This window comes from Saccharopolyspora dendranthemae, from assembly GCF_007829955.1.
In the GTDB taxonomy this organism is placed as follows: domain Bacteria; phylum Actinomycetota; class Actinomycetes; order Mycobacteriales; family Pseudonocardiaceae; genus Saccharopolyspora; species Saccharopolyspora dendranthemae.
In genome coordinates, this window is sequence record NZ_VIWX01000002.1 from 176,755 (window position 1) to 202,929 (window position 26,175).

General features: G+C 69.3%; 25 protein-coding genes. 7 read left to right on the forward strand and 18 right to left on the reverse strand.

What is annotated here, in order from left to right; translation table 11 throughout:
- Positions 1-26 precede the first annotated feature (26 nt).
- From FHU35_RS09765 to FHU35_RS09795, 7 genes are all read right to left on the reverse strand, one after another.
- A complete protein-coding gene (locus FHU35_RS09765) occupies positions 27-1,559 on the reverse strand; it encodes a UxaA family hydrolase (RefSeq protein WP_145738195.1) in 1,533 nt (510 codons plus the stop codon).
- A gap of 148 nt (positions 1,560-1,707) precedes the next feature.
- On the reverse strand, positions 1,708-2,211 hold the full coding sequence (locus FHU35_RS09770) for a MarR family winged helix-turn-helix transcriptional regulator (protein ID WP_246110203.1): 504 nt from the start codon (positions 2,209-2,211) through the stop codon (positions 1,708-1,710).
- Positions 2,212-2,397: 186 nt separating this feature from the next.
- The gene (locus tag FHU35_RS09775; RefSeq protein WP_145738197.1) at positions 2,398-4,005 is read right to left on the reverse strand and encodes a GMC family oxidoreductase; all 1,608 of its coding nucleotides are present in this window, start codon (positions 4,003-4,005) and stop codon (positions 2,398-2,400) included.
- Positions 4,006-4,054: 49 nt separating this feature from the next.
- Positions 4,055-4,777 carry an acetoacetate decarboxylase family protein gene (locus FHU35_RS09780; protein WP_246110204.1) on the reverse strand — a complete coding sequence of 241 codons (723 nt, stop codon included), beginning with the start codon at positions 4,775-4,777 and terminating at the stop codon, positions 4,055-4,057.
- 116 nt (positions 4,778-4,893) lie between these two features.
- Positions 4,894-5,814 carry a GlxA family transcriptional regulator gene (locus tag FHU35_RS09785; RefSeq protein WP_145738198.1) on the reverse strand — a complete coding sequence of 307 codons (921 nt, stop codon included), beginning with the start codon at positions 5,812-5,814 and terminating at the stop codon, positions 4,894-4,896.
- A gap of 7 nt (positions 5,815-5,821) precedes the next feature.
- Positions 5,822-6,409, reverse strand: a complete 588-nt coding sequence (locus tag FHU35_RS09790) for a cysteine hydrolase family protein (protein WP_145738199.1) — start codon at positions 6,407-6,409, stop codon at positions 5,822-5,824.
- Positions 6,410-6,477: 68 nt separating this feature from the next.
- Complete coding sequence (locus FHU35_RS09795) at positions 6,478-6,717, reverse strand: hypothetical protein (protein WP_246110205.1); 240 nt, start codon at positions 6,715-6,717, stop codon at positions 6,478-6,480.
- A gap of 217 nt (positions 6,718-6,934) precedes the next feature.
- On the opposite strand from FHU35_RS09795, the gene FHU35_RS09800 reads away from it, so the two are divergent.
- On the forward strand, positions 6,935-7,792 hold the full coding sequence (locus FHU35_RS09800) for a helix-turn-helix domain-containing protein (protein WP_186459356.1): 858 nt from the start codon (positions 6,935-6,937) through the stop codon (positions 7,790-7,792).
- A 49-nt stretch (positions 7,793-7,841) separates the two neighbouring features.
- Positions 7,842-8,027: a DUF397 domain-containing protein gene (locus FHU35_RS09805; RefSeq protein WP_246110206.1), complete on the forward strand. Its 186-nt coding sequence runs from the start codon at positions 7,842-7,844 to the stop codon at positions 8,025-8,027.
- A gap of 89 nt (positions 8,028-8,116) precedes the next feature.
- Here the strand turns inward: FHU35_RS09805 and FHU35_RS09810 are convergent, their stop codons facing one another.
- The 8 genes from FHU35_RS09810 to rhaI form a co-directional block, all read right to left on the reverse strand.
- Entirely contained in the window at positions 8,117-8,920 is an 804-nt protein-coding gene (locus tag FHU35_RS09810) for an acyl-CoA thioesterase domain-containing protein (protein WP_145738202.1), read from the reverse strand.
- A 31-nt stretch (positions 8,921-8,951) separates the two neighbouring features.
- Entirely contained in the window at positions 8,952-9,440 is a 489-nt protein-coding gene (locus FHU35_RS09815) for a SixA phosphatase family protein (protein ID WP_186459357.1), read from the reverse strand.
- A 194-nt stretch (positions 9,441-9,634) separates the two neighbouring features.
- On the reverse strand, positions 9,635-11,185 hold the full coding sequence (locus FHU35_RS09820) for an alkaline phosphatase D family protein (protein WP_145738203.1): 1,551 nt from the start codon (positions 11,183-11,185) through the stop codon (positions 9,635-9,637).
- A 119-nt stretch (positions 11,186-11,304) separates the two neighbouring features.
- Positions 11,305-11,595: a hypothetical protein gene (locus tag FHU35_RS09825; protein ID WP_145738204.1), complete on the reverse strand. Its 291-nt coding sequence runs from the start codon at positions 11,593-11,595 to the stop codon at positions 11,305-11,307.
- A 114-nt stretch (positions 11,596-11,709) separates the two neighbouring features.
- Positions 11,710-12,138 (reverse strand): phosphatase domain-containing protein, encoded by a 429-nt coding sequence (locus FHU35_RS09830; RefSeq protein ID WP_145738205.1) that lies wholly within the window; start codon positions 12,136-12,138, stop codon positions 11,710-11,712.
- A 164-nt stretch (positions 12,139-12,302) separates the two neighbouring features.
- Positions 12,303-13,754: a rhamnulokinase gene (locus FHU35_RS09835; protein WP_145738206.1), complete on the reverse strand. Its 1,452-nt coding sequence runs from the start codon at positions 13,752-13,754 to the stop codon at positions 12,303-12,305.
- 11 nt (positions 13,755-13,765) lie between these two features.
- On the reverse strand, positions 13,766-15,808 hold the full coding sequence (locus FHU35_RS09840; protein WP_145738207.1) for a bifunctional aldolase/short-chain dehydrogenase: 2,043 nt from the start codon (positions 15,806-15,808) through the stop codon (positions 13,766-13,768).
- Positions 15,809-16,024: 216 nt separating this feature from the next.
- A complete protein-coding gene (gene rhaI, locus FHU35_RS09845; protein ID WP_145738208.1) occupies positions 16,025-17,191 on the reverse strand; it encodes an L-rhamnose isomerase in 1,167 nt (388 codons plus the stop codon).
- Between the two features lie 264 nt (positions 17,192-17,455).
- On the opposite strand from rhaI, the gene FHU35_RS09850 reads away from it, so the two are divergent.
- Complete coding sequence (locus FHU35_RS09850; RefSeq protein ID WP_145738209.1) at positions 17,456-18,742, forward strand: MFS transporter; 1,287 nt, start codon at positions 17,456-17,458, stop codon at positions 18,740-18,742.
- A 4-nt stretch (positions 18,743-18,746) separates the two neighbouring features.
- Here the strand turns inward: FHU35_RS09850 and FHU35_RS09855 are convergent, their stop codons facing one another.
- The gene (locus FHU35_RS09855; protein WP_145738210.1) at positions 18,747-19,553 is read right to left on the reverse strand and encodes a maleylpyruvate isomerase family mycothiol-dependent enzyme; all 807 of its coding nucleotides are present in this window, start codon (positions 19,551-19,553) and stop codon (positions 18,747-18,749) included.
- Here FHU35_RS09855 and FHU35_RS09860 point away from each other — a divergent pair.
- From FHU35_RS09860 to FHU35_RS09870, 3 genes are all read left to right on the forward strand, one after another.
- Entirely contained in the window at positions 19,543-20,796 is a 1,254-nt protein-coding gene (locus tag FHU35_RS09860; RefSeq protein WP_246110207.1) for an MFS transporter, read from the forward strand. The genes FHU35_RS09855 and FHU35_RS09860 overlap by 11 nt on opposite strands.
- 62 nt (positions 20,797-20,858) lie before the next feature.
- Positions 20,859-21,296: a MaoC family dehydratase gene (locus FHU35_RS09865; RefSeq protein ID WP_145738211.1), complete on the forward strand. Its 438-nt coding sequence runs from the start codon at positions 20,859-20,861 to the stop codon at positions 21,294-21,296.
- Positions 21,297-21,350: 54 nt separating this feature from the next.
- Positions 21,351-22,925, forward strand: a complete 1,575-nt coding sequence (locus FHU35_RS09870) for a flavin-containing monooxygenase (RefSeq protein WP_145738212.1) — start codon at positions 21,351-21,353, stop codon at positions 22,923-22,925.
- 124 nt (positions 22,926-23,049) lie between these two features.
- Here FHU35_RS09870 and FHU35_RS09875 read toward each other — a convergent pair whose 3' ends face one another.
- Together FHU35_RS09875 and FHU35_RS09880 are read right to left on the reverse strand one after the other, a co-directional pair.
- Positions 23,050-23,244: a ferredoxin gene (locus FHU35_RS09875; protein ID WP_145738213.1), complete on the reverse strand. Its 195-nt coding sequence runs from the start codon at positions 23,242-23,244 to the stop codon at positions 23,050-23,052.
- Between the two features lie 35 nt (positions 23,245-23,279).
- Positions 23,280-24,503 (reverse strand): cytochrome P450, encoded by a 1,224-nt coding sequence (locus FHU35_RS09880; RefSeq protein WP_145738214.1) that lies wholly within the window; start codon positions 24,501-24,503, stop codon positions 23,280-23,282.
- A gap of 127 nt (positions 24,504-24,630) precedes the next feature.
- On the opposite strand from FHU35_RS09880, the gene FHU35_RS09885 reads away from it, so the two are divergent.
- Positions 24,631-26,088 carry an MFS transporter gene (locus tag FHU35_RS09885; protein ID WP_145738215.1) on the forward strand — a complete coding sequence of 486 codons (1,458 nt, stop codon included), beginning with the start codon at positions 24,631-24,633 and terminating at the stop codon, positions 26,086-26,088.
- Positions 26,089-26,175: the final 87 nt, after the last annotated feature.

Consider the following 26,175-nt stretch of genomic DNA (forward strand, 5'->3'; position numbering starts at 1 on the left):
GGGTGCCGGGACCGCCCTTCGCTCCTTCACAGCACGGTGGACAGGTGCCAGGGGACGAATTCCTCCTCGCCGTAGCCGAGTTCCTCGCTCTTGGTCTCCTCACCCGAGGCGACGCGCAGGACGTGCTGGAAGACCTGCTCGCCCATCTCGGCCACGGTCAGCCCGCCGTCGGCGATGACCCCGCAGTTGATGTCCATGTCGTCGGTCATCCGCTCGTACAGCGGTGTGTTGGTGGCGAGTTTGATGCTCGGCGCCGGCTTGCAGCCGAACGCCGACCCGCGGCCGGTCGTGAAGCACATCAGCTGAGCGCCCCCGGCGATCAGGCCGGTCGCGTTGACCGGGTCGTAGCCGGGCGTGTCCATGAACATGAGCCCGTGATCGGTGATCGGCTCCGCGTACTGCAGGACGTCGACGAGGTTGGTGGTCCCGCCCTTGGCCGCGGCGCCCAGCGACTTCTCCAGGATCGTGGTCAGCCCGCCCGCCTTGTTGCCGGGTGAGGGGTTGTTGTTGATCGAACTGCCGTCGGCCTGGACGTGCTCCTCCCACCACTCGATCCGGCTCACCAGCTTCTCGCCGACCTCGCGGCTCACCGCGCGACGGGTGAGGAGGTGTTCGGCGCCGTAGATCTCGGTGGTCTCGCCGAACACCGCGGTGCCGCCGTGGCGGATCAGCAGGTCGGCAGCCGCGCCGAGCGCCGGGTTGGCGGTGATCCCCGAGTAGGCGTCCGACCCGCCGCACTCCATGGCCAGGACGAGCTTGTCCGCGCCGACGGTCTCCCGCTGGTGGGAGTTGGCCACGGGCAGCATCTCCTCGATGCGCCGGACGCCTTCGGCGACGGTCTTCTTGGTCCCGCCGAACTCCTGGATCGTCATCGCGTGCACGGGCGTGCCTTCGGCCAGCTTGAGGTCGTCGGTCAGCGCTCGAACCTGGTTGACCTCGCACCCCAGACCCAGCACCAGCACTCCGGCGATGTTGGGGTGGCCCGCGTAGCCCTGGAGAGCTCGACGCAGCACCTCGAAGCCCTCGTTGCCGCTCCCGCTGTGCCCGCAGCCGAGGGTGTGGGTGAGCGGGCAGATGCCGTCGACGTTGGGGTAGTCGTCGAGGATGCCGGAGGCCTCCACCTTGCGGGCGATCATCTTCGCCGCCGTCGCGGAGCAGTTCACCGAGGTCAGCACCGCCAGGTAGTTGCGGGTGCCGACCCGGCCGTCCGGTCGGACGAATCCCTGGAAGGTCGCTCGTTGCTGCTCGGGCACGTAGTCGGTGGGCGTGGCGTCAGCACCGAAGGCGTGCTCTCGCTGGAATTCCTGGTAATCGACGTTGTGGGTGTGGACGTGCTCGCCGGCGGCGATGTCGCGGGAGGCGAAGCCGATGATCTGGCCGTACTTGCGCACGGCCGCGCCCTCGGCGATGTCCGCCGTGGCGACCTTGTGCCCGCTCGGCACGGTGTTCGTGATCTCGAGCCCGGAGTACGTGCCGGGTTCGATGTCCTGACGGGCGATGAGGACGGAGTCCTCGTCGTGCAGGCGGAAACCCAACTGGTCCAAGGTCGGCGACGACAACCGGATCACCCTCGCTTCAGAAATGTGAAGTCACTTCGTCGTGGTGAACCGGATGCTAGAGGTGCGAACGCCCGGTGTCACCGCTCGACGCGATGACCCGATTCTCACTCCCCGAACGCGGCGGCGACACCTTCCGGCCGCCCTGCCCTCAGCGAGGGGCGATCGTCTCCCGCGCCCTGGTGGTCGCCATGATCGTCGCGGTGAGGAACTGGCGGACGGTTTCCCGCTGCTCGTCGCTGAAGTGGTCCCACACTCCGCTGAGCTCGCGCAGCAGCGGCTGGTAGAACTCGCTGCCGATCTGCCTGGCCGTGTCGTGGATGTAGAGGTCGACCCTGCGGCGGTCGGTCTTGCTGTGCTCCCGGGTGATGTGCCCGAGGGATTCCAGCCGCTCCAGCAGAGTCGTGGTGGCCGATGCGCTCAGGTCCAGAGCGGCGGCGAGCCTGCTCGGAGTCATCGGGTCCTCGCGGCGGGCCGCTTCGAGGATCGCGACGAGCGCGTTGAGGTCCGTGCGGTAGAGGCCGTGGGCATTCCCGAAAAGGATGTTGAACCGGTCGAGCTCGACGTTGAGCGCTCTCAGCAGCACGCCCAGAGCGGCATCTCCGGCGGGACCGTGCGTGCTGCCGCGGCCCTGGGCCTCTTCGAGATCGTTCACGGCATCAGCATCGTGCATCGCTTAGCGCTGCGTTCGGCGGCCCCCTCCGTCCGCATGCTTCGATTGTCGAAAGAGCCTGCCGCTGAGTCCGAAACAGCGGTCACCGGCCCCGGCGAATCGGCGCTCGTGGGGCGGGAAAGCGAACCCCACGAGCGCCGACGAGCGTTCTTCAGCGGCAGCGTCCCGTCAGATCAGCGAAGCGCACATCTCGCCGATCATGTACGAGGGCGCGTTGGTGTTGCCGCCGGTGATGCTGGGCATGATGGACGCGTCGGCGACCCACAACCCGTCCACGCCGCGCACCTGCAGGTTCGGGTCGACGACCGCGCGTTCGTCCACGCCCATCCGGCAGGAGCCCACCGGGTGGTAGACGGAGTGGACGCGGGTCGGCAGCTCGCGGCGCAGCTCGGTCTCGTCGAAGTACTTCGGGCCGGGGCTGAGCTCCTCGGTCACGTCCTTGGCGATGGTCTTGTTCGCCATGATCTCCCGGATCATGCCCATCGCCTCGATCAGGAACTCGGTGTCGGCCGATTCGCTGAGGTAACCCGGGTCGATCACCGGCGAGGCCGTCGGATCGGTCGAGGCCAGGCGGACCTCGCCGCGGCTCTCCGGGTAGATCAGCGTCGGGAAGACCGTGAGCGCCGGTCGGGTGTCGGTCCGGTAGAGCTTGTCCTCGTCCTGGTTGGGAGTCGGGTAGCTCCACGGGATCGTGTGGATCTGCATGTCCGGCACGTCGCCCTTGGCGCGCGAGGTCTTGACGAACCCGACCGTCTCGAAGAGCGTTCTGCCCAGCCAGGACTCGCCGCTCTTGCCGAAGGTCTCCTTGAGCATCCCGGAAGCCATGTAGGCCGGGGTGGAGCGGTGCAGGGCCTTCTTGGTCACGAAGGTCATCGGCACGAACAGGTGGTCGTGCAGGTTCTGGCCCACCGGCAGGTCGGCCTTGACGTCGATGTCCATCTCCTTGAGGTGACCGGCGGGGCCGACACCGGAGAGCATGAGGATCTGCGGCGAACCGATGACACCGGCCGAGACGACGACCCCGTTGGCCGACCGCAGGGTCTCCTTCCGCCCGCTCTTGGTGTCGATGATCTCCACACCGGTGGCGCGGCCGTTCTCGATGATCACCCGGGAGACGTGCACGTGGGTGCGCACCTGCAGCGACGGCAGGTCCCGGTTGGTCAGGTACCCGCGAGAGGAGCTGAAGCGCTTCCCCTTCTTGGCGCTCTGCTGGAAGATGCTGACACCTTCCTGCGATTCGCCGTTGTAGTCCTCCACTCTCGGCACGCCGAGGGTCTCCTGCGTCGCGGCCATGAACTGCTCACCGGCGGGGGTGATGTCCTTCTGCCGCGTGACCTCGATCGGACCGCCCTCGCCGCGCAGGTCGTTGGGGCCGTCCTCCCAGTTCTCCAGGCGCTTGAAGGCGGGCAGGACGTCGTCGTAGCTCCAGCCCTCGCAGCCCTCGGCGGCCCAGGAGTCGTAGTTGGCCTTGTTGCCGCGCACGAAGAGCATGCCGTTGACCGAGCTCGACCCGCCGAGGACCTTGCCCCGGGTCATCGGGATCTCGCGCTCGTGGGCGTGCTTCTGCGGGGTCGAGTACTGCTTCCAGGCCACCTGCTTCTTCAGCTGCGGCACGACGTGCAGCACGGAGATCATGCCGGGAACGGTGACGGTGGGCAGGGTGTCCTTGCGGCCGGCTTCCAGCAGGAGCACCTTCGCGCCTCGTTCGGCCAGCCTGCTGGCCACGACGGATCCGGCGCTGCCAGCGCCCACGACGATGTAATCGGCATCGCTCATCTTCTTCAACTACTCCAGTGGTCGCCGTTGACTGCTCCGGTCCGCGTGATCACGAACGGCTGGAAATCCTCATCGCGTCGGCGAACTGCATCTTCAGATCGCCGATGTGGTTGGTGAACAGTGCTTTTCGGGGAAATCCGAGTCGTCGCAGGTCGTTGCTGATCGGATGGTCGCCGAGTTCGATCCGCGCACCGCCGGGACGCATCCGCGTGCCGCCGGCGCGCATCGTCCACGGGGTTCGCCGCAGGACGTCGTCGCGGTGGGTGTAGGCGTCGAGGGTCATCGCGCCCATCGCCGAGGGGGCGGGGACGCCGCGCGCGAAGTCCAGCGCGACGACCTCCCGCTCGTCGAGCCGGACCTCGCAGCGGGTGCGGTTCCCGCTGGTGCTGACGTCGATGGCGGCCATCTCCTTGGGGAATCCCCAGATGGTCTGGCCGGCTTCGCAGGTGAAGGTCTGGTCGACCGGCAGCCAGTGGATGAACACGCCGGTGGAGCCGCGCACTCCGGGCTGCCTGCACATCAGCGCGACCAGGAACTCGTGGTACTGACCGAGATCGCAGTCGAGGTAGTGGATGAAGCCCAGCGTCGCGGGAACGCGGCCGGGCAGCGGTGTCACCGGCTCCAGCCCGACGGCGGCGAGGGTGTCGCGCGCGGGCCCGGCGGGCACCAGGAACTGGGCGGTGATGCCGGTCGCCGAGCGCACCTCGACGGGCATCCGCACCTGTTCGCCCTGCACCTCGTGCACGGAGTTCGTGAGGGGCCTGTCCTGCACCGCTCACCTGCCCTTCATCCCGTGCCGGTACGTCCTCGGGCGACCATCGCCGAGACGACAGTCATACAGATAATGGTTTTGTGTATGTCCACAAGTCAAGGGCTTGATTCCGCGGCTCAACTCCGCGAGGCGGCCTCGCGTGCGCGGATGCGGTGCAGCATGCGCCCGTCGGCGAACCCGGCGGCCCGCGCGGCGGACTCGGCGGTGGCACCTCTGCCGATCAGGTGATCAGCGCGTTCGAGGCGGAGAACCTGCTGGTAGCGCAGCGGTGTCAAGCCGGTGGCCTTGCTGAAGGAGCGGGTGAGGGTGCGTTCGCTGACGCCCGCGCCGGTGGCGAGCTCGCTGAGCAGCAGCGGCTCGGTGAAGCGGGCGTCGATGACGTCCTGAACCCGGTGCACGGCGTCGTCGAGATGCGCCCGGTGCCGCAACATGGCGCTGGCCTGCTGCTCGTCGCCGTTCCGGCGTGCGTAGACCACCATCTCCCTGGCCACGCGCGCCGCTTCGCCGGGTCCGCACTCCTCGGCCAGCAGGTGCAGGGCCAGGTCGATGCCGCTGGCGATGCCCGCCGAGGTCACCACCCCGCCGTCGGACACGAACAGCACGTCGCGCACCACCGACGCGGCGGGGTGGCGGCGAGCCAGCTCGTCCTGGAGCTCGTGGTGGGTGGTGCAGCGACGGCCATCGAGCAGTGTCGCCTGGCCCAGGACGTCCGCGCCCGAGCACACGCTCGCGATCGTCCCGCCGGAACCGTGGTGCTCCCGCAGCTTCTGCGCGGTCGCCGAGTGCAGCCGGGGCCAGCGGGGCGGGTCGGGCACCCGCGAACCCGGGACCAGCACGAGGTCGTCGGCGGTGAGGTCGGGCCAGTCGCGCTCAGCGCGCAGGGGCAGTCCCTGCGCGCTGAGCACCTCGCCGTGCTGGGAGACGTAGTCGAGCTCGTAGTCGTGCCCGAGATCGGCAGCCGTCGAGAACACCTGCGCCGGGCCGGCGAGGTCCAGCAGGTGCAGTCCCGGCATCAGCAGGAAGACAACACGGCTCACGATCCGGTCAGCCTACTCCGGTGACCTCCGCGACCGTGCGGATCGACGCGAACCGGCCGGACAGGGCGTACTCGGTGCGCGCGATGATCTCCGCCGGGTGCAGCGTCAGCGGATCGGCCAGCACGTCGGCCACGCTGCGATCGGCGGGGGCGTCGCGGTGCGCGACGGGGTTGGTCGCGGTCGCCTCGGTGATGAACGAGACGTCGTAGCCCAGGTCCGAGGCGACGCGGGCGGTCGTCTCGCAGCACTGCTCGGTGCGGATCCCGCACACGGCGAGTTCGCGCACACCCCGCCGCGTCAAGGTCTGATCGAGGTTCGTGCTGGTGAAGGCGTTGTGCGAGGTCTTGACCACGGTCGGTTCGCCCTCGGCGGGGGCGAGGCCGTCCAGCAGTCGCAGGTGTCCGTTGACCGGATCGAATGCGCCGCCCGAACCGGGCTCGCTGTGCAGCATCCACACCACGAGGTCCCCTTCGGCTCGGGCGTGCTCGACGAGACGGGAAACAGGTTCTGCGACATCGGGATCGGACATGGCCGACCACATCGGCAGCTGACGGAAGGACTCTTGGACGTCGATGACGAGAAGTGCTCTGCTCACACCGCAATCCTCGGACAGGTCGGCCCCGGCGAGAAGGCACGATCAGGCCTTGCTCCCGCACGATCCGGTCAGCGACCGCGGGTGCTGTGGCGGTCCTTGAGGATCTGGTGGCACTCCGGGCAGGTGGGGAAGCAGATCCAGTCCACCTCGGACGGTTCGGCCATGGGGGTTTCGATTCCGCAGACCGCTGTTTCGGACGGCGTGCCGAGCCATCGGGCGCCGGGGAAGGCGTGGCGGACGCCGCCGCGGCCGGAGGCTTCGGGGATCGGCAGCCAGTAGTGGCGCGCGATTCGGGCATCGGAGGACACCGGGTGGTCCCTTCTCGTCGGGTGAGTGGGCTCGGTCGGCGGCAGCGGGACGGGGAAGGGGGTGCCGCCGACCGAGTTGCCGAGAACATCGGCAGAAGGGCCGGTGAATGTAGGAGTCCTAACGTAGTTTCGCTCGAAAGGGGGCTCTTCTCCGAGGCGGCGGCGATCGATACTGATCACGAACCGCTCGCATCCCGGAGGCACCGTCCCGATGGTCATGACCCCGACCGTTCGCCGACTCCTGCTGTCCAACGAGCTCACGCGATTGCGCGAGCGAGCGGGCGTCGATCCGGAGAAGGCCGCCCAGCACCTCGGATGCCGGACCAGCAAGATCAGCCGGATCGAGCTCGCGCAGAGCAGCATCCAGGCCGGTGACGTCAAGCTCCTCGGCGAGCTCTACGGAGCCGATGCCGACCACGCGGAAGTCCTGCTCGACCTGGCGCGCGGCCAGAACCAGCGCGGCAGGTGGACCGGCTACCGCGCCGTCTACCCGGACTGGTTCCGCCTGTTCGTCGAGCTGGAACGCGATGCCGCAGCGCTCAAGTCGGTCGAGGTCGAAGTCATCCCCGGACTCCTCCAGACGGAGAACTACATCCAGGCTCTGCTGGAGGGGAGTCAGCCCGGTGGTCGTGAGGACAACCTCGAAAGCCGCGTGTTGGCGCGCAAGGAACGTCAGAGCGTGTTCACCAGGCAGGACCGGCCGCAACTCTCGTTCGTGCTCTCCGAATCGTGCGTGCGCAGGAACATCGGTGGACCCGAGGTGATGCGCGAGCAGCTGAGTCACCTCGCGGACATGGCGCGACGTCGCAACGTGCAGATTCAGATCCTGCCGTTCAACGCCCGGACCTATGCCGGTCAAGTCGCGTATCGATTCACCCTGCTCAACATCCCGGCCTCAGGCGTCACCGCGCCGCTCGACTTCGTCTACGTCGAATCGCATGACGACGCTCAATACCTCGACGCCCACGATGCTGTGACTTCCTACGGGAGCTTGTGGGGTCGACTGCAGGCTGCCGCGCTCGGGCCGGTGGAGTCACGCGAGTTCATCGCCGAGGTGGCGGAACAGATGAGGTGAGGACACGAGAGGGGCATCGATGGGAAACCACGCCGGTCAACATGCGTCCGTGCGGTGGGTCAAGAGCAGCTACAGCTCCGGTGACGCGCAGTGCGTCGAGACCGCTGTCGTCGCGGGCGGACGTCTTGTGCGGGACAGCAAGCTCGGCGACGCCAGCCCGGTGCTGGCGGTGAGCGCCGGTGAGTGGTCGTCGTTCACCGCGAAGCTCAAGTCGGGCGGCTTAGACCAGGCCTGACCTCGGCGGCGAGTGCCCCTCCACCTGCGAGGAGGGGCACTCGTCCTCGTCGGGGAAGTTTTCATGAAAACTTCCCCGACCCACGAGGGTCAGGCCATCGGCGGGGTCGCCACCGCGGTCACGGTGCAGTAGCCGAAGGGCCCCTCAGGGTCGTGGAACGTCGTGGATCCCGTCGCCACGCCGGTGTGGCTGAGGTGGCCGGTGGCCTCCATCCCGATCTCCGGTGTGGTGGGCATCCGGCTGAGCGTGAGGGTGTAGTCGGCGTTGATGAAGCCCAGGGACCCGCTTTCGGGCATGTTGGCCAGCGGACTCGCGAAGTCGGCCGCGGTGGCGGTCCGGACGAAGGGCGTCATGGGTTCGCCCGCGACCAGCTCGTGGGTGTCGCGCACCCAGGCGCGGCGGGCTCCCGCCTGGGACCAGTCGGTGGTGGCCCCGGCCTCGTCGAGCATCCAGATGTCGAACGGCGGTTCCCACTGGCCCGACGAGACCGGCGGCGGACCGAGCTCGGCGACCACCGGCATCGACCACGACGGGGTCGTCGGGACCTCGCCCGCGGGCTGATCGCCCTTGCGGAGCAGGACCGCGCTGGCGCGGGCGACGGCCTTGTCCCCGGCGTAGACCGTGGCGTCGGCGACCCGGATGCGTCGCCCGTCGCGAACCCGGTGGGTTTCCACGCGGACCGGGTCGAGCTGGGCGCTGCGGAACAAGTCCACCGTCAGCCGGGCGAACTGGAGGTCCTCCGCGCCGTGCTCCAGCTCCAGCGACCTGGCCAGCAGGCCGCCGAACAGCCGTCCGTGCATCATCTGCGGTGACCACGGACTGCTCGCGTGCTTGGCCGGGACCAGCAGGTTCCCGTCGGGGTGGAAGAACGGCTCACCGGGGATGTCGACCATGCGCGGAGTCTAGAACGCCGGACGACCGCGCTCAGCCGCGCGGTTTGGCGAAGGTGGACGCGCAGGTCCAGGACTCCGCCGCGTCCGCCCAGGCCCGCTCGCTGCTCAGCAGCGCCACCGCCGAGGTCTTGAGCTCCACGGATTCGCCGGTCAGCAGGTGGACCAGGTCTTCCAGGCCGGGGTTGTGCCCGACGATCGCGGCAGTCATCGCCGTCACCGGCAGTTCGCGCACGAGGGAGAGCAGCTCGTGCGCCGTGGCGTCGTAGACGCGCTCGTCGAGGCTGACCTGCGGGCCCGCCGGGATGTTCGCGCCCGCCAGCTCCCAGGTCTCGCGGGTGCGCAGGGCAGGTGAGCAGCGCACGACCTCGATCGCGTAGGCGTTGTCGCGCAGCCAGCGGCCCACGGCCGGGGCATCGCGACGCCCGCGCTCGGTCAGCGGCCGGTCGAAGTCCTCGACACCGTCCGGGTGCGCCGACTTCGCGTGCCGGACCAAGATCAGCTTCCGCCGCGCGTTCGTCATGTCACGTCCTACGAGCTCGCCGTTGAATCGGCACCACAGTACCCAACGCGCACGTGCTTCCGCCCCGTGGAAGGCGCTCGATGTTCGCAGGTAGCAGGTCTTCACCGTGCGTTGGCCGCGTGTTCGGACCGGGCCGGCCCGCTCTACTGTGGACCGATCCGTGGTGCCCCGGCGAGACCGGGGCACCACGGTCGTCATCCTTCGACCAGCCCCGGCCGGCCGGCCCGGATGGTGAAGGTGGCGCGGTCGGAGAGGCCCGCGCCGGGAGTGGTGACCTGGTCGACGACCCGGAAATCGGCCTTCCAGGCATCGTGGGTGATGGTGTTGCGGACGTAGCCGCGCTGCCGGTTGACGAACTTGATGTGCGGGTTCTCCTGCAGCTGGACCGCGTCGCCCGGGTTCTGGTCGGTGCCGTTGCCGCCCGAGGCGATGGAGGTGCCCACCAGCTCCACGCCGACCGTGGCCGAATCCGCCCGCTCGAAGTCGGCCTTGATGTCCGCGGCGTAGTTGGCGTGCACGTCGCCGGTGATGACCACCGGGTTCGAGACACCGGCCAGGCGGTCGCGCACCAGGTTCCGCTCCGCCGGGTAGTTGTCCCACGCGTCGTCGCTGAACGAGTCCGCATCGCCCGAGGTGAAGTCGCGCTGGCTGAAGAAGACCTGCTGCGCCAGGACGTTCCAGCGGGCGGTGCGGCCCGCGAGGTTGTCCAGCAACCACTTCCGCTGCTCGGCGCCGAGGATGGTGCGCTCCGGGTCGTCGACCTGCTCCGGCGGAACCTCCTGGTCGTCGCGGTACTGGCGGGTGTCCAGCAGGTGCACGTCGACCAGGTCGCCGAAGGTCAGGCGGCGGTGGATGCGGATGTCCGGTCCGCTCGGGCGCTGCGCGCGGCGCAGCGGCATGTGCTCGTAGTAGGCCTGGAACGCCTGCGCCCTGCGCTCGCGGAACACCGCCGGGTCCTGGTCCGGCTCGGAGTCGGGCTGCGAGAGGTCACCGGCCCAGTTGTTCTCCACCTCGTGGTCGTCGAAGACGACGGCCCACGGGAACGCGGCGTGCGCGGCCTGCAGGAACTCGTCCGACTTGTACTGGCCGAGCCGGGTCCGGTAGTCGGCGAGGTCCATGATCTCGTGCGCGGGCACGTGCGGACGCCCGATCGCACCGGGATCGCCGCCCTCGTAGATGTAGTCGCCGAGGAACGCGACCAGGTCCAGGTCTTCCTCGGCCATGTGCTGGTAGGCCGTGTAGTGACCGGCCGGGTAGTTCTGGCAGCTGGCGAAGGCGAAGGAGAACTTGTCCAGCTTCGCGCCGGGCGCCGGGGCGGTCTTGGTGCGGCCGATCGGGCTGAGTTGGTCGCCCGCGCGGAACCGGTAGAAGTACTCCGCGCCTGAGCGCAACCCCGTGACCTCGGCGTGCACCGAGTGCGCCGAGGCGCGCACGGCTTGCTCGGTGCCCTCGGCGACGACGTCGGAGAAGCGCTCGTCGGTGGCGACCTGCCACTGCACCGGCACGATCTGGTCGGGCATGCCGCCGAAGCCGTCCTCGGTCAGCGGTTCAGGGGCTAATCGGGTCCACAGCACGACGCCGTCCGGCAGCGGATCACCGGAGGCGATCCCGAGCTGGAACGGCTCGCGGACCCGGTTGGTCCCGGCGTAGGCGGGACCGGTCGTGCCCAAGGCCGCCGCACCGAGGGCGGCAGAACCTGCCAGCAGCACCTGGCGCCGGGTAGGGCGGTAGGAGTTCTCGTTCATGCTCCACCTTTTCGGTCGGTTCGGGAAAACCGGACCGACACTATGGAGCACAGATGACGCCTCGGCGAACCGGAGGCGGCTTCGGAACGGACTCTTGCGGCCGACGCAGAGGCGCGCGGTCAGCCCCGGTCGAGCTGGTCGAAGCCCGCGAGCAGGTCGTTGAAGTTCATCGCGGGGTAGACCTCGACCTTCGCCTCCAGGTGGGAGAAGAAGGGGTCGAGCGAGGACACGATCTGGGACTCGTCGGCGAGGTCGCAGAAGAAGTACGCGGTCCGCTGCCCGTTCTCCGGCAGGAAGTACGAGGCTTCGGGCTTGAGCTGCTCGTGCGCCTGTTGGAGCGCTTTCTGCATCGACCCGTCCTTGAGCGCCTGGTTCGCCGCTTCCAGGCCCGGCTTGATCCTGATGAGCATTCGCATGGTTCTCGCCCCCTGGCATCTCCTGCGGAGCGCCGGACGGGCACCCCGCGCCAACAGGGGCAGTCTCGTCCTCGGCCGGTCGTGGCGGACCGGCCGAAAGTCCTGCCGTCAGCCGCGGAAGTCGCGCACGTAGCGGCGCTGCCACGGTGTTTCGACCGCCCGGGGGTGGTAGTGGGCGCGCACGTAGGAGACGGCTTCGCCGGGCGGCACGCCGTCGATCACGGCGAGGCAGGCCAGCGCCGTCCCGGTGCGGCCCCGGCCGCCGCCGCACGCCAGCTCGACGCGCTCATCGCCCGCCCGTCCCCACGCCTCGCGGAACGCGTCGGCGGCATCGGCCCGGTCGCGGGGGAGCAGGAAGTCCGGCCACCGCACCCAGCGCGAATCCCACTCGACCCGGCTGGGCCGGCGTCCGACCAGGTGCAGCGCGAAGTCCGGGACCGGTCCCTCCGGCAGCGCGGCGCGCAGACCTCGCCCCCGCACCAACCGCCCCGACGGCAGGGCCATCACCCCCGGCGCACCGGCATCCCAACCAGCCATGAGGCAGTTCTACCAAGCTCGGCTGACGAGTGCGGGGTGCTGAGTGGGCGGTTTTGGTCCGAACCGTCCAGATCGAAGTCCGGTATGCCCGGTCAATTCGGACCAAAACTGCCTACGGGCGAGGTCCACCCACCTCGAACGCGTCGAGGCCACGGTGGTCGGGGTCAGGGGGTGGGGTGGAGGTGGGATTCGGCGTGGGTCCAGGGGGTGGTGGTCGTGGTGGGGGTGTAGTGGCGGAGGGGATGGGAGCGGGCGACGAGGTGGCGGATCTCGGTGAGGTCTGCGACCTGGCCTGCGGCTCTGGCTTGGATGAGGAGGTTGCCGGTCGCCGTGGCCTCGACCGGGCCCGCGACGACCGGGACGCCCAGGGCGTCGGCCGTGAACTGGCAGAGGAGCTCGTTGCGGGCGCCGCCACCCACCAGGTGGACGACCTCGACGTTTCGGCCGGCCAGCTCAGCCGCCTCGCGGAGGGCGCGGCGGTGTGCCAGGGCGAGGCTTTCGAGGATGCAGCGGACCATCGCGCCGCGGGTCCCCGGCACCGGCTGGTCTGTTTCGCGGCAGGCTTGCGCGATGCGCAAGGGCATGTCGCCGGGAGCGAGGAAGCGGTGGTCCTCGGCGTCGACGACCGCCGTCAGCGGTGCGGCCCGGGCCGCCTCCGCCAGCAGGGCCGGCAGGTCGCCGGAGGTGAGCCCCCAGGTGCGGAGACTCTCCTGGAGCAGCCAGAGTCCCATGATGTTGCGCAGGAAGCGGACCGTTCCGTCGACGCCCAGCTCGTTGGTGAAGTTGGCCCGGCGGGCTCGATCGGTGAGCACGGGGCCGGGCAGTTCCAAGCCCGCCAGCGACCAGGTTCCGGTGCACACGTAGGCGAAATCGGACTCCTGCGCGGGGATTCCGACCACGGCGGAGGCGGTGTCGTGCGAGCCGACGGCGATCACCGAGGTGTCGGTCAGTCCCGTCTCCTCGGCGATCGCCGGTCGCAGCGATCCCACGGTGTCGCCGGGTTCGCGCAGTGCGGGAAGCACCGAGACGTCCATACCGGCGGCCCGCGCCAGCTCGGGTGACCACCGGTGGCTGCGAGCGTCCAGCAGACCCGTCGTGGAGGCGTTGGTCAGTTCCGCTCCGATCTCGCCCGTCAACCAGTACCCGATCAGGTCCGGCATCAGGAGCAGGGTGTCGGCGGCTCCCAGCGCTGCGCGGTTCTCGGCCACGAGCTGGAAGAGGGTGTTGAACGGGAGGAATTGCAACCCGTTGCGCGCGAACAGCTCCGGCGCTCCGAAGGAGTCCACGAAGGACTGTGCGACGTGGTCGGTGCGCGAATCCCGGTAGTGGAAGGGGTCTCCCAGCAGTTCTCCCGAGCCGTCGACCAACCCGTAGTCGACCCCCCACGAATCGATGCCGACCGACACCGGCGCACCTGTCTGGCGGAGGCCGACGAGGACCTGCCGGAACAGCTCCCCGACGTCCCAGTGCGCTCCGTCCGGTCGCGTGGCGGGGCCGTTGGGGAAGCGGTGGACCTCGGTGGTCTCCAGCAGGCCGCCGGAGATCCGGCCGACGACCACCCGGCCGTTGGAAGCGCCCAGATCCACCGCCGCGAAGGTCGGGGAGTCCGTCGTCATCCGGCACCTCCTCAGCGCAGGAACGCCGCGGCCACGCCGGCGTCCACCGGCACGTGCAAACCCGTGGTGTGCGTGAGATCGCCGCCCGCCAGCGCGAACACCGCGGCTGCGACGTGTTCCGGCAGCACCTCGCGCTTGAGAATGGTGCGCTGGGCGTAGAACTTGCCCAGGTCCTCCTCGGCGACGCCGTAGACCTTCGCCCGCTGCGCGCCCCAGCCGCCCGCGAAGATGCCCGACCCGCGGACCACGCCGTCCGGGTTGACGCCGTTGACGCGGATCCCGTGCTCGCCCAGCTCGGCCGCCAGCAGCCGGACCTGGTGCGCCTGGTCGGCCTTCGTCGCGCCGTAGGCGACGTTGTTCGGACCCGCGAACACCGAGTTCTTGCTGGCGATGTAGACGATGTCGCCGCCCATCCGCTGCGCCACCATCAGCCGCGCCGCCTCACGCGAGACCAGGAACGAGCCGCGCGCCATCACGTCGTGCTGGAGGTCCCAGTCGGCGACCGTGGTGTCCAGCAGCGGCTTCGAGATCGACAGCCCGGCGTTGTTGACCACCAGGTCGACCCCGCCGAAAGTCAGTGCCGCTTCCCGGAAAGCTCCCGCGACCTGCTCCTCGTCGGTGACGTCGACCCGCACTGCCACCGCCGCGTCCGGACCGCCGAGCTCGGCGGCCAGCTCCTGGGCCCTGCCGAGGTCGAGATCGGCCAGCACCACGCACGCGCCCTCGGCGGAAAGCCTTTGCGCAGTGGACCTTCCGATCCCGGAAGCGGCTCCGGTGACCAGCGCGACCCGGGTCGCCAGCGGCTTGGGTTCCGGCATCCGAGCGAGCTTGGCCTCTTCCAGCGCCCAGTACTCGATGCGGAACTTCTCGGACTCGTCGATCGGCTGGTAGGTGGAGATCGCTTCGGCACCGCGCATCACGTTGATCGCGTTGCGGTAGAACTCGGCCGCCACCCGAGCGGTCTGCTCGTCCTTGCCGAAGGAGAACAGGCCGATGCCCGGCACCAGCACGATCGCCGGGTCCGCGCCGCGCATCGCGGGGGAGTCGGCGTCGGCGTAGCGGTCGTAGTAGGACCGGTAGTCCTCCCGGTAGCGCTCGTGGAGCTCCCCGAGACGCGCCACCACCTCGTCGAGGTCGGCGTCGGGGCTGAGATCGAGCAGCAGCGGGCGGACCTTGGTGCGCAGGAAGTGGTCCGGGCACGACGTGCCCAGGGCCGCCAGGCGCGGGTGGTTCTCGCGCGCGAGGAACTCCAGCACCTCCGGCGCGTCGTCGAAGTGCCCGACCTGCGGGCGGTCCGTCGACGCGAGCCCCCGGATCACCGGCGCCAGCTCGGCCGCGCGGGCTCTGCGCTGCTCCTCGGGGAGCGGCTGGAAACCCTCGATCACCGGTCCGAACGGCTCGGCGTTGCCGCGTTCGTCGATGAACCGCTCGGCGGTGCGGATGATGTGCAGCGAGTTGCGCCGGCACTCCTCGCTCGTGGCACCCCAGGCCGTGATCCCGTGCCCGCCCAGGACCACGCCGATGGCCTGCGGGTTCGCCTCCTTGATCGCGGCGATGTCCAGCCCCAGCTGAAAACCGGGACGCCGCCACGGAACCCACGCGACCTGGTCGCCGAAGCACTCCTCCGTCAGCGCCTCGCCGTCGACGGCGGTGGCCAGCGCGATCCCGGCATCCGGGTGCAGGTGATCGAGGTGGGGGGCTTCGACGAGACCGTGCATCGCGGTGTCGATGGACGGCGCCGCGCCGCCCTTGCCGTGCAGGCAGTAGTCGAAAGCGCCGACCATCTCGTCCTCCCGGTCCGCACCGGGGTAGACGTCGACCAGCGCGCGCAGCCGGTCCAGCCGCAGGACCGCCAGGCCCGCTTCGGTCAGGGTTCCGAGATCGCCACCGGACCCCTTGACCCACATCAGCGGCACCGGCCCGCCGGTCACCGGGTCGGTCTGCTCGCCCTTGGCCGAAGCGTTGCCCCCGGCGTAGTTGGTGTTGCGGGGATCCGCGCCCAGCTCGTGCGAGCGCGCCAGCAGCGCAGCCACGTCGGGATGCGTCGAGCTCATGGTGAACCTCTCGGTACGTCGGGAAGTTTTCATGAAAACTTCCCTCACCCCAGAAATCGGAAAATTCTCACGAATACCAACGTCTTTCGAGGTGAGGGAGGTGTACACGAACACTCTCGTTCTCAGGGAGAGAGACGTTTTCATGAAAACTGTCATTTTTCGGGGGACGGGAGGTTCTCATGAAAACTGTCGTTCCCCTCCGGGGGAGGGTGTCGGTCAGGCGCCCCAGCCCGCGGGGGTGCCGTCCTTGCGGGAGGCGATGATCTTCTCGGCGTACCCGGAGCGGTGGTAGGCGGCGATCGGGTCGGGGGCGATGCCCGCGTCCTCGCGGACCTCGGCCAGCAGCGGCCGGACGTCGGTGTTGTAGGCGTCCATCAGGACCGCGTTGGAGCCCAGGACGTCACCGTCGCGCTGCGCCCTGGCGAGGGCATCACCGTCCACCAGCAGTGCCTTCGCGGTGGCCTCCTGGACGTTGAGGACCGAGCGGATCAGGGCCGGGATCTTGGGCTCCAGGTTGTGGCACTGGTCGAGCATGAACGCCACGTTCGCCGAGTCCTGCAACGCTCCGGCCCGCACGATCTCGTGCATGATCCGGAACAGCTGGAACGGGTCGGCGGCACCGACCATCAGGTCGTCGTCGGCGTAGAAGCGGCTGTTGAAGTGGAAACCGCCGAGCCGTCCGCGCCCGAGCAGGAACGCCACGATGAACTCGATATTGGTGCCCGGAGCGTGATGACCCGTGTCGACCAGCACCTGCGCCCGCTCGCCGAGGTCCGCGCAGTGGGCGTAGGAGGTGCCCCAGTCCGGGACGTCGGTGGCGTAGAAGGCGGGTTCGAAGAACTTGTACTCCAGCAGCATCCGCTGGTGCTCGCCGAGCCGGCCGTAGGTGGCCCGCAACGCTTCCGACAAGCGCTGCTGGCGCTCGGCGATGCAGTCCTGGCCTGGGTAGTTGAGGCCGTCGGCGAACCACAGGCTCAGCGCGTCGGATCCGGTGGTGTCCATGATGTCGACGCACTCCAGCAGGTGCGCCAGCGCCTTGGCGCGCACCGCAGGATCGGGGTTGCAGATGCTGCCGAGCCGGTACTCCTCCTCCTGGAACGTGTTCGGGTTGATCGCGCCCAGCCGCAATCCGAGCGATCGGGCGTGCTCGCCCAGCGCGCTGTAGTCGTCGACGCGGTCCCAGGGGATGTGCAGGGCGACGCTGGGGGCCGCCCCGGTGAACCTGTGCACCTGCGCGGCGTCGTCGAGCTTCTCGAACGGATCGCGCGGAATGCCCTCCTGCGCGAAGGTCTTGAAGCGCGTCCCGGAGTTCCCGTAGGCCCAGGAGGGTGTTTCGATCCGCTGCTCGGTCAGCGCCGCCTTGACGGTGTTGCGGTCGGGCATCGTGGGCTCCAGTGCGCATCGCAGGGTTCGTGGCGTCGCGTCGACCAAGGGCTATGAAACGTTTAAAAGCCTCTGAACGGTATTCCGACGAGGAAGCTGTGGTCAATGATCGATCCGAGTTGCCGGGATGTTCGCTCGACCGTTCGGCCGATTGACGGCCCGGTGGCCGCTCTCTAGTGTGCTCGCCACATAAAACGTTTCAAGCGTCGTGCGCGGTTCCGGTGCGGCGACGTCCGAACTCGACGAGCCGCATGAAGGACGACGATGACTTCATCCGCCGCAGGGGTTTCGCAGAGCGAGCACGCCTCGCCGGGACAGCACTGGAAGTGGACGTTCGTCGCGGCGATGGCCAGCTACATCGACGCGGGATCCATCGTCGCCGGCTCGGTCGCGCTGAGCGTGTGGGTCTCCGCCTACGGCCTGACCGACAGCACCGTCGGACTGCTGGGCGCGTTGAGCTCCAACGCCATCTCGGCCGGAGTGGGCGCACTGATCGGCGGCTACATCTGCGACCGCTACGGGCGCAAGAAGATCTACGCCTACGACCTGCTGCTGTACATGTTCGGCACGCTGTGGCTGATCTTCGCCGTCGACACCTGGATGCTGTTCGTCGGCTACATCCTGGTCGGGCTCGCCGTCGGCGCCGACATCCCGGCCTCGTGGAGCCTGATCACCGAGTTCTCCCCGGCTCGCAAGCGCGGCAAGCTGGGTGGCCTGTCGCAGGTCCTGTGGTCGCTCGGCCCGATCGTGACGCTGGCATTGGGACTCATGCTGCAGCCGCTCGGGATGCTCGGCATGCGGCTGCTGTTCGCGAGCCTGTTCGTCGCGGCGCTGACCACCTGGTGGATGCGGCACGGCATCGGCGAATCCGAGCGCTGGGAGCGGGAGAACACCGACACCGCTCCGGTGAAGTGGAGCGCCGCGCTGCGCCCGCTGCTGACCGGCAAGGGCCTGAAGCTGACGCTGATGCTCATCGGCATGTACGGGATCTGGAACCTCTTCGCGGGCACCAACGGCTTCTACACCCCGTACCTGCTGAAGGCCTTCGGAAGCCAGAGCGATGCCGCCAGCGTCGGCCTGCAATGCCTGTACTTCCTGCTGGTCGCGGTGTTCACGGTCCTGGTGTTCATGCCGTTCAACGACCGGTTCAACCGGCGCCTGATGCTCGCGCTGTCCACCGTGATCCAGGCGGGCGGGATGCTCCTGCTCGCGGTGCTGCCGTTGAACTTCGGGTCCGCGCTGGGCTACATCGTGGCCATCGGCATCGGCGGCGGCTTCGGAGCGCAGCACTTCTTCCAGATCTGGTCCGGTGAGCTGTTCCCGACCAAGTTCCGCAGCACCGCTCAGGGCTTGATGTTCGCCGTGGTGCGCATCGGACTGGGGTTCTGGAGCTTCTTCGTCCCGATCATCACCGCCACCGGCTTCCAGACCCTGGCCTACATCCTGACGGCGTTCATCGTGATCAGCGGTGTGATCGGGGTGATCTGGGGCCCCAAGACCGAGGGGCTGACGCTGGAGGAGATCGAGCAGGAGCAGGGGCTGGCGAGGTGACCGGTTAGATGGTGAAGGCGAGGTGGGTGGCGATCCGCTCGCCCAGCAGCGCGTCGCCGTCGTAGGACACCGCGCTCAGCACCGTCGCGGGATCCACCCGGCCGCCGCAGAGCCTGGTGAACACGCCCAGCGGCAGCGCGATCCGCACCGTCGGCTCGCCCGGCAGCTCGTCGACGACCTTCGCCCGCCCGTCCACCGCGACGTGAACGGTGCGGAAGCCGTTGAGCTCGAAGGTGATCGCGGACCCGTCCGGTGCGCCACCGCGCTTGCCGACCACGAAGCCCAGCGCGGTGGTGATCTCGTCGACGGACAGCTCCGCGGACGCGCCGTCCTCGCCACCGGGCAGACCGACGGTGTCGCGGATGTCCTGCTCGTGCATCCAGCAGTCGAACACCCGGATCCGCATGAACCGGGCGTAGGTGGCCTCGCCCGCCGGGGTCGTGGCCGGAGCGTGGAACTCCTCGTCGGACATCGCCCGCAACGACACCAGCCGCGCGGCGGTGACGTCCCGGAAACGAGTCAGCAAGACCTCGTGCGGCTGAGCGCGGAAGTGCTGCACGTAGTGCTCGTTGCGCGCGCCGATGGCGTTGTGCACGTGAGGGTAGGAGCTGACGTCCTGGCCGGTGTCGGGAGTCGGCTCACCGCTGAGCATCAGCTCGGTGCCCACGAGGTGCGCGACGACGTCGTGCACCCGCCATCCCGGCAGTGGTGTGTCCTTCTCCCACTGGGCGTCGGTGAGCCCGGTGAGCAGGTTCTCCAGCGCGTCCCACTCGGCCGCGAGGGTTTCGACGATGCGTTCCTTGTCCAGCACGAACCGACACAAGCACTCCGGCGGCCTTGAGGTCAACTACCGGTGGTGGGGCAGACTGCCGGGCATGCGTTCGGGTGTGCAGCGCGGTGCCATCGCCGTCGTCCAGGTGTTCGGGCTCGCCGTGTGGTTCTCCGTGTCCGCCGTGGTCCCCACGCTCCGCCAGGAGTGGGGGATCAGCGCCGCAGCGGCGGTGTGGCTGACCGGATCGGTGCAGATCGGGTTCGTGGCGGGCGCTGTCGGATCGTCGCTGCTCAACCTCGCCGACCGGATCCGCCCGCACCTGCTGCTGGCCGCCAGCGCGGCCCTGGCCGCCGGGTGGACGCTGCTGCTCGCGGGCGTCGTCGACGGGATGGCCGCCGCGCTCCCGCTGCGATTCCTGACCGGCATGTGCCTGGCCGGGGTGTACCCGATCGGGATGAAGCTGATGGCCTCGTGGGCGCCGAGCCGGGGGCGCGGACTGGCGATGGGACTGCTCATCGCGGCGCTGACCCTCGGTTCGACGCTGCCGCACCTCATCGGCGGGTTCGGCGCGCTGCCGTGGCGCGCGGTGCTCGTCGCCGCCGCCGGAACGGGCCTGCTCGGGGCGCTGGTGGCGGTGCTGGTGGTCCGTCCCGGACCGCACCTGGCCGCGTCGGCCGCCGTGCACAACCCGCGCTACGCGCTGGCCATGTTCGCCGAGCGCGGGCCGCGCCTGGCCAACCTCGGCTACTTCGGGCACATGTGGGAGCTCTACGCGCTGTGGACGTGGATCCCGACGTTCCTGCTGGCCAGCGACGCGGGTCGAGACCTCCCCGCCTCCACCGGGATCACCGTGTTCGTCACCATCGGCGTCGCCGGGGCTCTCGGCTGCCTGCTCGGGGGATGGGGCGCCGATCGCTTCGGACGCTCGCCGGCCGCGGTGGCCGCGCTGGTCACCAGCGGCGCGTGCTGCGCGCTCTCACCGCTGGCCTTCGACGCCGGACCCGCCGTGCTGGTGGTGTTCTGCGTGGTGTGGGGCGCGTCGGTGATCGCCGACTCGGGGGTGTTCTCCACGTCGCTGAGCGAGGCCGCCGACCCGCGCTTCATCGGCACCGCGCTCACCGCGCAGACCGCGATCGGCTTCGCCTTGACGGTGGTGAGCATCCAGCTGGTCCCGCTGCTGGCCGCGGCCGCGGGCTGGCGCTTCGCGTTCCTGCTGCTGGCGCCCGGGCCGATCATCGGGGCGATCGCGATGAGCAGGCTGGGAGCCCGACGGGCGCGGTGAGTGGAATCGCGCCGCCCGCGCTGGTACTCACGGGGGAGTCCAGCAGCACGACGGAGGCGTTGATGAGTGACGTGTGGCCGAACGGCAAACCCGAGGTCGGCGACATCGCCGAGCTCTCCCGCACGATCGGACCGACCGACATCCGGTTGTTCACGCAGATCAGCGGTGACCGCAACCCGCTGCACTACGACACCGATGCGGCGGAGTCCTCGCAGTTCGGCGAGATCGTGGTGCAGGGCGGGGTGACCAGCGCGGTGCTCAACGCCGTCGTCGCCGAGAAGCTGCCGGGCCCGGGCACGGTCTTCCTCAACGTCAACTGGAACTTCACCGCTCCGGTCCGGCCGGGCGACACCATCACCGGGCGGGTGCACGTCGACGAGGTTCGCGACGACAAGCCGATCACCAAGATCACCACGACCGTCACGCGGGACGACGGCACCACAGCGCTGGAGGGCACGGCCGTCTGCTACACCATGGCCATGCCGGGTTCGACGAGTTAGCGTGGCCGGCGGATCACCGAAATCGCCTGCGCAGCAGGCAGATGAGGAGACCGCATGCTGGACGTCATCGTCATCGGTGCCGGGTTCTCAGGGCTCTGCGCGCTGCACCGGCTGCGCGGACTCGGCATGTCCGCCCTGGTCCTCGAGGCCGGCGACGGAGTGGGTGGCACCTGGTACTGGAACCGCTATCCCGGCGCCCGGTGCGACTCCGAGAGCTACTACTACTCGTTCTCCTTCGACGAAGACCTGCAGCAGGAGTGGCGCTGGAGCGAGCGCTACCCGGCGCAGCCCGAGGTCCTGGCCTACCTCGACCACGTCGCCGACCGGTTCGACCTGCGTCGCGACATCCGGCTGGGAACCACGGTGGTCTCGGCGACCTTCGACGAGGGCTGGACGGTGCTCACCGCGACCGGCGAGCGACTGCGCGCGCGGTTCCTGATCAGCGCCGTGGGATGCCTGTCGTCGGCGAACGTCCCGGAACTGCCCGGGCTCGACTCGTTCGCCGGGGACTGGTACCACACGGGCCGCTGGCCGCACGAGGATGTCGACTTCACCGGCCGGAGGGTCGGCGTCATCGGCACGGGATCGACCGGGATCCAGGCGATCCCGGTCATCGCTGAGCAGGCCGCGCACCTGGCGGTCTTCCAGCGGACGCCGAACTTCAGCGTTCCGGCGCGAAATGCCCCGCTGGACGAGGAGTTCCAGGCCCAGGTGCGCGCCGAGTACGGCGAGATCCGTGCGCTGCAACGGGAAACGAGCAACGGGCACCCGTTCCGCATCTCGCCGCGCAACGCCGTGGAGTGCACGGCGGAGGAGCGGAGGGAGGCGTACGAAGCGGCGTGGGAGCGGGGCGGTCTGCGCTTCCGCGCGGCCTTCAACGACCTGCTCAGCAGTGAGGACGCCAACGACACCGCCGCGGAGTTCATCCGCGGGAAGATCCGGGAGACGGTGCGCGACCCCGAGGTCGCCGAACGGCTGCTGCCGCGCGACCACCCGTTCGCGGCCAAGCGCCCGCCCATCGACACCGGCTACTTCGAGACCTACAACCGGGACGACGTGACGCTCGTCGACCTCCGGGAGACGCCGATCGTCGAGGTGACGCGGGACGGCCTGCGCACCACCGGAGGCGAGCACCCGCTGGACGCGCTGGTGTTCGCGACCGGGTTCGACGCCATGACGGGGCCGCTGCTGGGCATCGACGTCCGCGGACCCGGCGGCACCCTCGCCGAGAAGTGGCGGGACGGTCCGCGCAGCTACCTGGGCCTGCAGGTGGCGGGGTTCCCGAACCTGTTCACCATCACCGGGCCGGGGAGCCCGTCGGTGCTGACGAACATGCCCACGTCCATCGAGCAGCACGTCGACTGGATCGCCCGCTGCCTGGAACACATGCGGCAGAACGGATTCCACCGCATCGAGGCGACCGAGGAAGCCGAGCGGGACTGGGGGCGCGAGGTCCGGGAAGCCGCCGATCGCACCCTTCTCCCGAAGGCGGAGAGCTCCTGGTACCTAGGTGCCAACGTGCCGGGCAAGCCCCGAGTCTTCATGCCCTACGCAGGAGGTCTCGCCCACTACGCCACCCTCTGCGACCGAGCGGCCCACAACGACTACGAGGGCTTCCACCTCACCTGAGCCCGACACGCGGACCGCCAGTTCGCCCGATGGAGGCAATTCCCAGTTTTAGTCCAAACCGAGCCATGATCATGCCCGAAATGTCGGCTCAGTTAGGACTAAAACTGGGAGATGTGGCGGCGGGTCAGTCCTCGACGGTGATGGCCAGGGCGGGGCAGACCGCGGCGGCGTGGTGGACGTCGTCGGCGAGCTCGGGACTGGGGGAGTCGGTGAGCAGGACGGCGATGCCGTCCTCGTCGCGCTGGTCGAAGACGTCCTCGGCGGCCATTACGCACTGGCCCGAGGCGACGCACTTGTCCTGGTCGATGGTGATCTTCATGAGCTGCTTTCCGTTTCGTGGTGGGATTTTCGGGACTACCAGGTGACCGGGAGCTCGTAGACCCCGTAGACGGACCCGTTGTGCTTGAACGGGACCTCGTCGAGCCCGATCGCCGCGCGCAGGGTCGGGATCCGCTTGTACAGCGTGCTGTAGACGACCTGCAACTCCATCCGGGCCAGCGGCTGACCCAGGCACTGGTGAACGCCGAAGCCGAACGCGACGTGCTTGCGCGCGTCCCGGGAGAGGTCGAGCCGGTCGGGGTCGTCGAAGGCCTCGGGGTCCCGGTTGCCGATGTCGTTGGGCATGATCACGCCGTCGCCGGCCTGGATCAGCTGCCCGCCGACCTCGATGTCCTCCAGGGCGACCCGGCGGCGGCCGTTGTGCGTGATGTGCAGGTAGCGCAGCATCTCCTCGACCGCGCCCGCCACGACCTTGGGGTCCTCGGTCTCGCGCAGCAGGTCCAGCTGCTCCGGGTGCTCCAGCAGCGCCAGCGTTCCCAGGGCGATCATGTTCGCCGTGGTCTCGTGGCCCGCGATGAGCAGCAGCACGCCCATCTGCGAGACGTCGGAGCGCTCCAGCTCGCCGGCCTTGATCCGCTCGCAGAGCCCGGAGAGCAGGTCCTCGCCGGGGTTCTCGAGCTTCTGGCCCACGAGGTCGTCGAGGTAGGTGTTCAGGTTGTTCATCGCCGCGCCGCGTTCCTCCGGCGTGGCGTCGCGGCGGATGATGACCTTGCTGTTGTCCTGGAAGAAGTCGTGGTCCGAGTAGGGCACACCGAGCAGCTCGCAGATCACCAGCGAGGGCACGGGGAGCGCGAAGGCCTCCACCAGGTCCACCGGTTTCGGTCCGGCGAGCAGGGTTTCGATCTGGTCGTCGACGATCTTCTGCACGGCCGGGCGCATCGCCTCGATGCGCTTGACGGTGAAGGGCGCGGTCACCATCCGGCGCAGCCGCGCGTGCTCCGGGTCGTCCATCAGGATGAAGCTGATCTTCGAGCCGCCGGGCTGGGCGGGCACGCCGCGCGGGTAGCCGGGCCGGTCGGCGTCGGAGCTGATGCGCGGGTCGGCGAGGACCGCGCGCTGGTCGGCGTACCGGGTCACCAGCCACGGCGTCGTGCCGTCGGCGAGCCGCACCCGGTGGATCGGTGTCTCCACCTGCAGGGCTTTGAGCTCCGGCGGCGGGTCGAAGGGGCAACCCGAGGCGCGGGGCATCGGGTACTCGGGAACGTCCGCCTCGTCGGCTGGGTGCAGCGTGTGGGTCATGCCGACCTTCCTTGTGATGTTGGTCGTGCCGATCCGAAAGTAGCGCCGCCGACTGGATTAAGTCAACTGACTGAATTAGGGTGTTCGGGACGTCCGATGCAGTGCGAGAACGAGAGGCCCCCCGAGCATGCGAGCAACTCCCACCAAGGCGGACGAACCCGCTGCTCCGGGGGAAGAACGATCGAACCTCGTGGTCCTGGTGCTGGCCTTCGCCGGCATCTCGGTCGCGATGACCCAGACCACGGTGATCCCGCTGGTCCCGATGCTGCCCGGACTGCTGCACGCCTCCGCCGCCGACACGGCCTGGGCGGTCACGGCGACACTGCTGGCGGGGGCGGTCGCGACCCCGGTCGTCGGACGCCTCGGCGACATGTACGGCAAGCGGCGGATGCTGCTGGTCAGCCTCGTGATGCTCATCGTCGGTTCGGTCGTCTGCGGGCTCAGCGGCTCGCTGCCGGTGATCGTCGTCGGCCGCATCTTGCAGGGCCTGTCGTCCGGCGTGATCGCGCTGGGCATCAGCATCATGCGCGATGAGCTGCCCACCGATCGGCTCGGTTCGGCGACCTCGCTGATGAGCGCCTCCCTCGGGGTCGGCGGTGCCCTCGGACTGCCGGCGGCCGCCTTCCTCGCCGAGCGCACGGACTGGCACGTGCTGTTCTGGAGCTCGGCCGCGCTCGGTGCGCTGGCCGTGGTGCTCGTGGTGACCTTCGTGCCCGAATCGCCGGTGCGCTCCGGCGGGCGGTTCGACCCGCTCGGCGCGCTGGGTCTGTCCGCGGGGTTGATCTGCCTGCTGCTGGTCGTGTCCAAGGGCGCGGCCTGGGGCTGGGGGAGCTCGACCACGCTGGTGCTCGCCACGTCGGCCGCGGTGGTCTTCGGCGTGTGGGGGTGGTGGGAGCTGCGCATCGCCGAACCGCTGGTGGACCTGCGCACCATCACCCGCAGGCAGGTGCTGCTGACCAACATCGCCTCGGCGGTGTTCGGATTCGCCATGTTCGCGCAATCGCTGGTGTTCCCGCAGGTCCTGCAGCTGCCGACCGGAACCAGCTACGGCCTGGGTCAGACCATGCTCGCGGTCGGCATCGTGATGGCTCCGTCCGGCCTCGTGATGATGGCGATGTCGCCGGTCTCGGCCCGCATCTCGAAGGCCAAGGGGCCGAAGGTGACGTTGATGATCGGAGCCGTGGTCGTCGCCGCCGGCTACGGGCTCGGCGTGGTGTTCATGGCGAGCCTGTGGCAGCTGATCATCGTCTCCAGCATCATCGGTGCGGGCATCGGGCTCGCTTACGGCGCGATGCCCGCGCTCATCATGGCCGCCGTCCCGGTGTCGGAGACCGCTGCGGCCAACAGCCTCAACACGCTGATGCGCTCGATCGGGACCTCGGTCTCCAGCGCGGTGGCAGGTGCGGTTCTGGCGCAGCTGACCATCGATTTCGGTTCGGCGACCGTCCCCTCGCAGACCGGATTCCAGGTGATCATGGGCATCGGCTGCCTGGCCGCTCTCGCGGCGCTGAGCGTCGCCGCGTTCCTGCCCGCCAAGGACAAGCCGGTCGGAGCCGTGCTGGTCGCCGCGCGGGCGTCGCGCTGAAATCGGTTGCGGGCGGTGGTTGGATCGGTGAGGAGCTCGGCGTGATCGGCCGCGCTCTGACACGTGTGCCGCGCGCTGCGCGAGTGA

Coding starts and splice junctions, on each gene's coding strand:
- FHU35_RS09880 (WP_145738214.1), bottom strand. CDS start 24,503: ATGACCCACACGCTGCACCCAGCCGACGAGGCGGACGTTCCCGAGTAC.
- FHU35_RS09840 (WP_145738207.1), bottom strand. CDS start 15,808: ATGAGCTCGACGCATCCCGACGTGGCTGCGCTGCTGGCGCGCTCGCAC.
- FHU35_RS09875 (WP_145738213.1), bottom strand. CDS start 23,244: ATGAAGATCACCATCGACCAGGACAAGTGCGTCGCCTCGGGCCAGTGC.
- FHU35_RS09870 (WP_145738212.1), top strand. CDS start 21,351: ATGCTGGACGTCATCGTCATCGGTGCCGGGTTCTCAGGGCTCTGCGCG.
- rhaI (WP_145738208.1), bottom strand. CDS start 17,191: ATGCCCGACCGCAACACCGTCAAGGCGGCGCTGACCGAGCAGCGGATC.
- FHU35_RS09830 (WP_145738205.1), bottom strand. CDS start 12,138: ATGGCTGGTTGGGATGCCGGTGCGCCGGGGGTGATGGCCCTGCCGTCG.
- FHU35_RS09810 (WP_145738202.1), bottom strand. CDS start 8,920: ATGGTCGACATCCCCGGTGAGCCGTTCTTCCACCCCGACGGGAACCTG.
- FHU35_RS09835 (WP_145738206.1), bottom strand. CDS start 13,754: ATGACGACGGACTCCCCGACCTTCGCGGCGGTGGATCTGGGCGCTTCC.
- FHU35_RS09815 (WP_186459357.1), bottom strand. CDS start 9,440: ATGACGAACGCGCGGCGGAAGCTGATCTTGGTCCGGCACGCGAAGTCG.
- FHU35_RS09850 (WP_145738209.1), top strand. CDS start 17,456: ATGACTTCATCCGCCGCAGGGGTTTCGCAGAGCGAGCACGCCTCGCCG.
- FHU35_RS09865 (WP_145738211.1), top strand. CDS start 20,859: ATGAGTGACGTGTGGCCGAACGGCAAACCCGAGGTCGGCGACATCGCC.
- FHU35_RS09885 (WP_145738215.1), top strand. CDS start 24,631: ATGCGAGCAACTCCCACCAAGGCGGACGAACCCGCTGCTCCGGGGGAA.
- FHU35_RS09820 (WP_145738203.1), bottom strand. CDS start 11,185: ATGAACGAGAACTCCTACCGCCCTACCCGGCGCCAGGTGCTGCTGGCA.
- FHU35_RS09825 (WP_145738204.1), bottom strand. CDS start 11,595: ATGCTCATCAGGATCAAGCCGGGCCTGGAAGCGGCGAACCAGGCGCTC.
- FHU35_RS09800 (WP_186459356.1), top strand. CDS start 6,935: ATGACCCCGACCGTTCGCCGACTCCTGCTGTCCAACGAGCTCACGCGA.
- FHU35_RS09775 (WP_145738197.1), bottom strand. CDS start 4,005: ATGAGCGATGCCGATTACATCGTCGTGGGCGCTGGCAGCGCCGGATCC.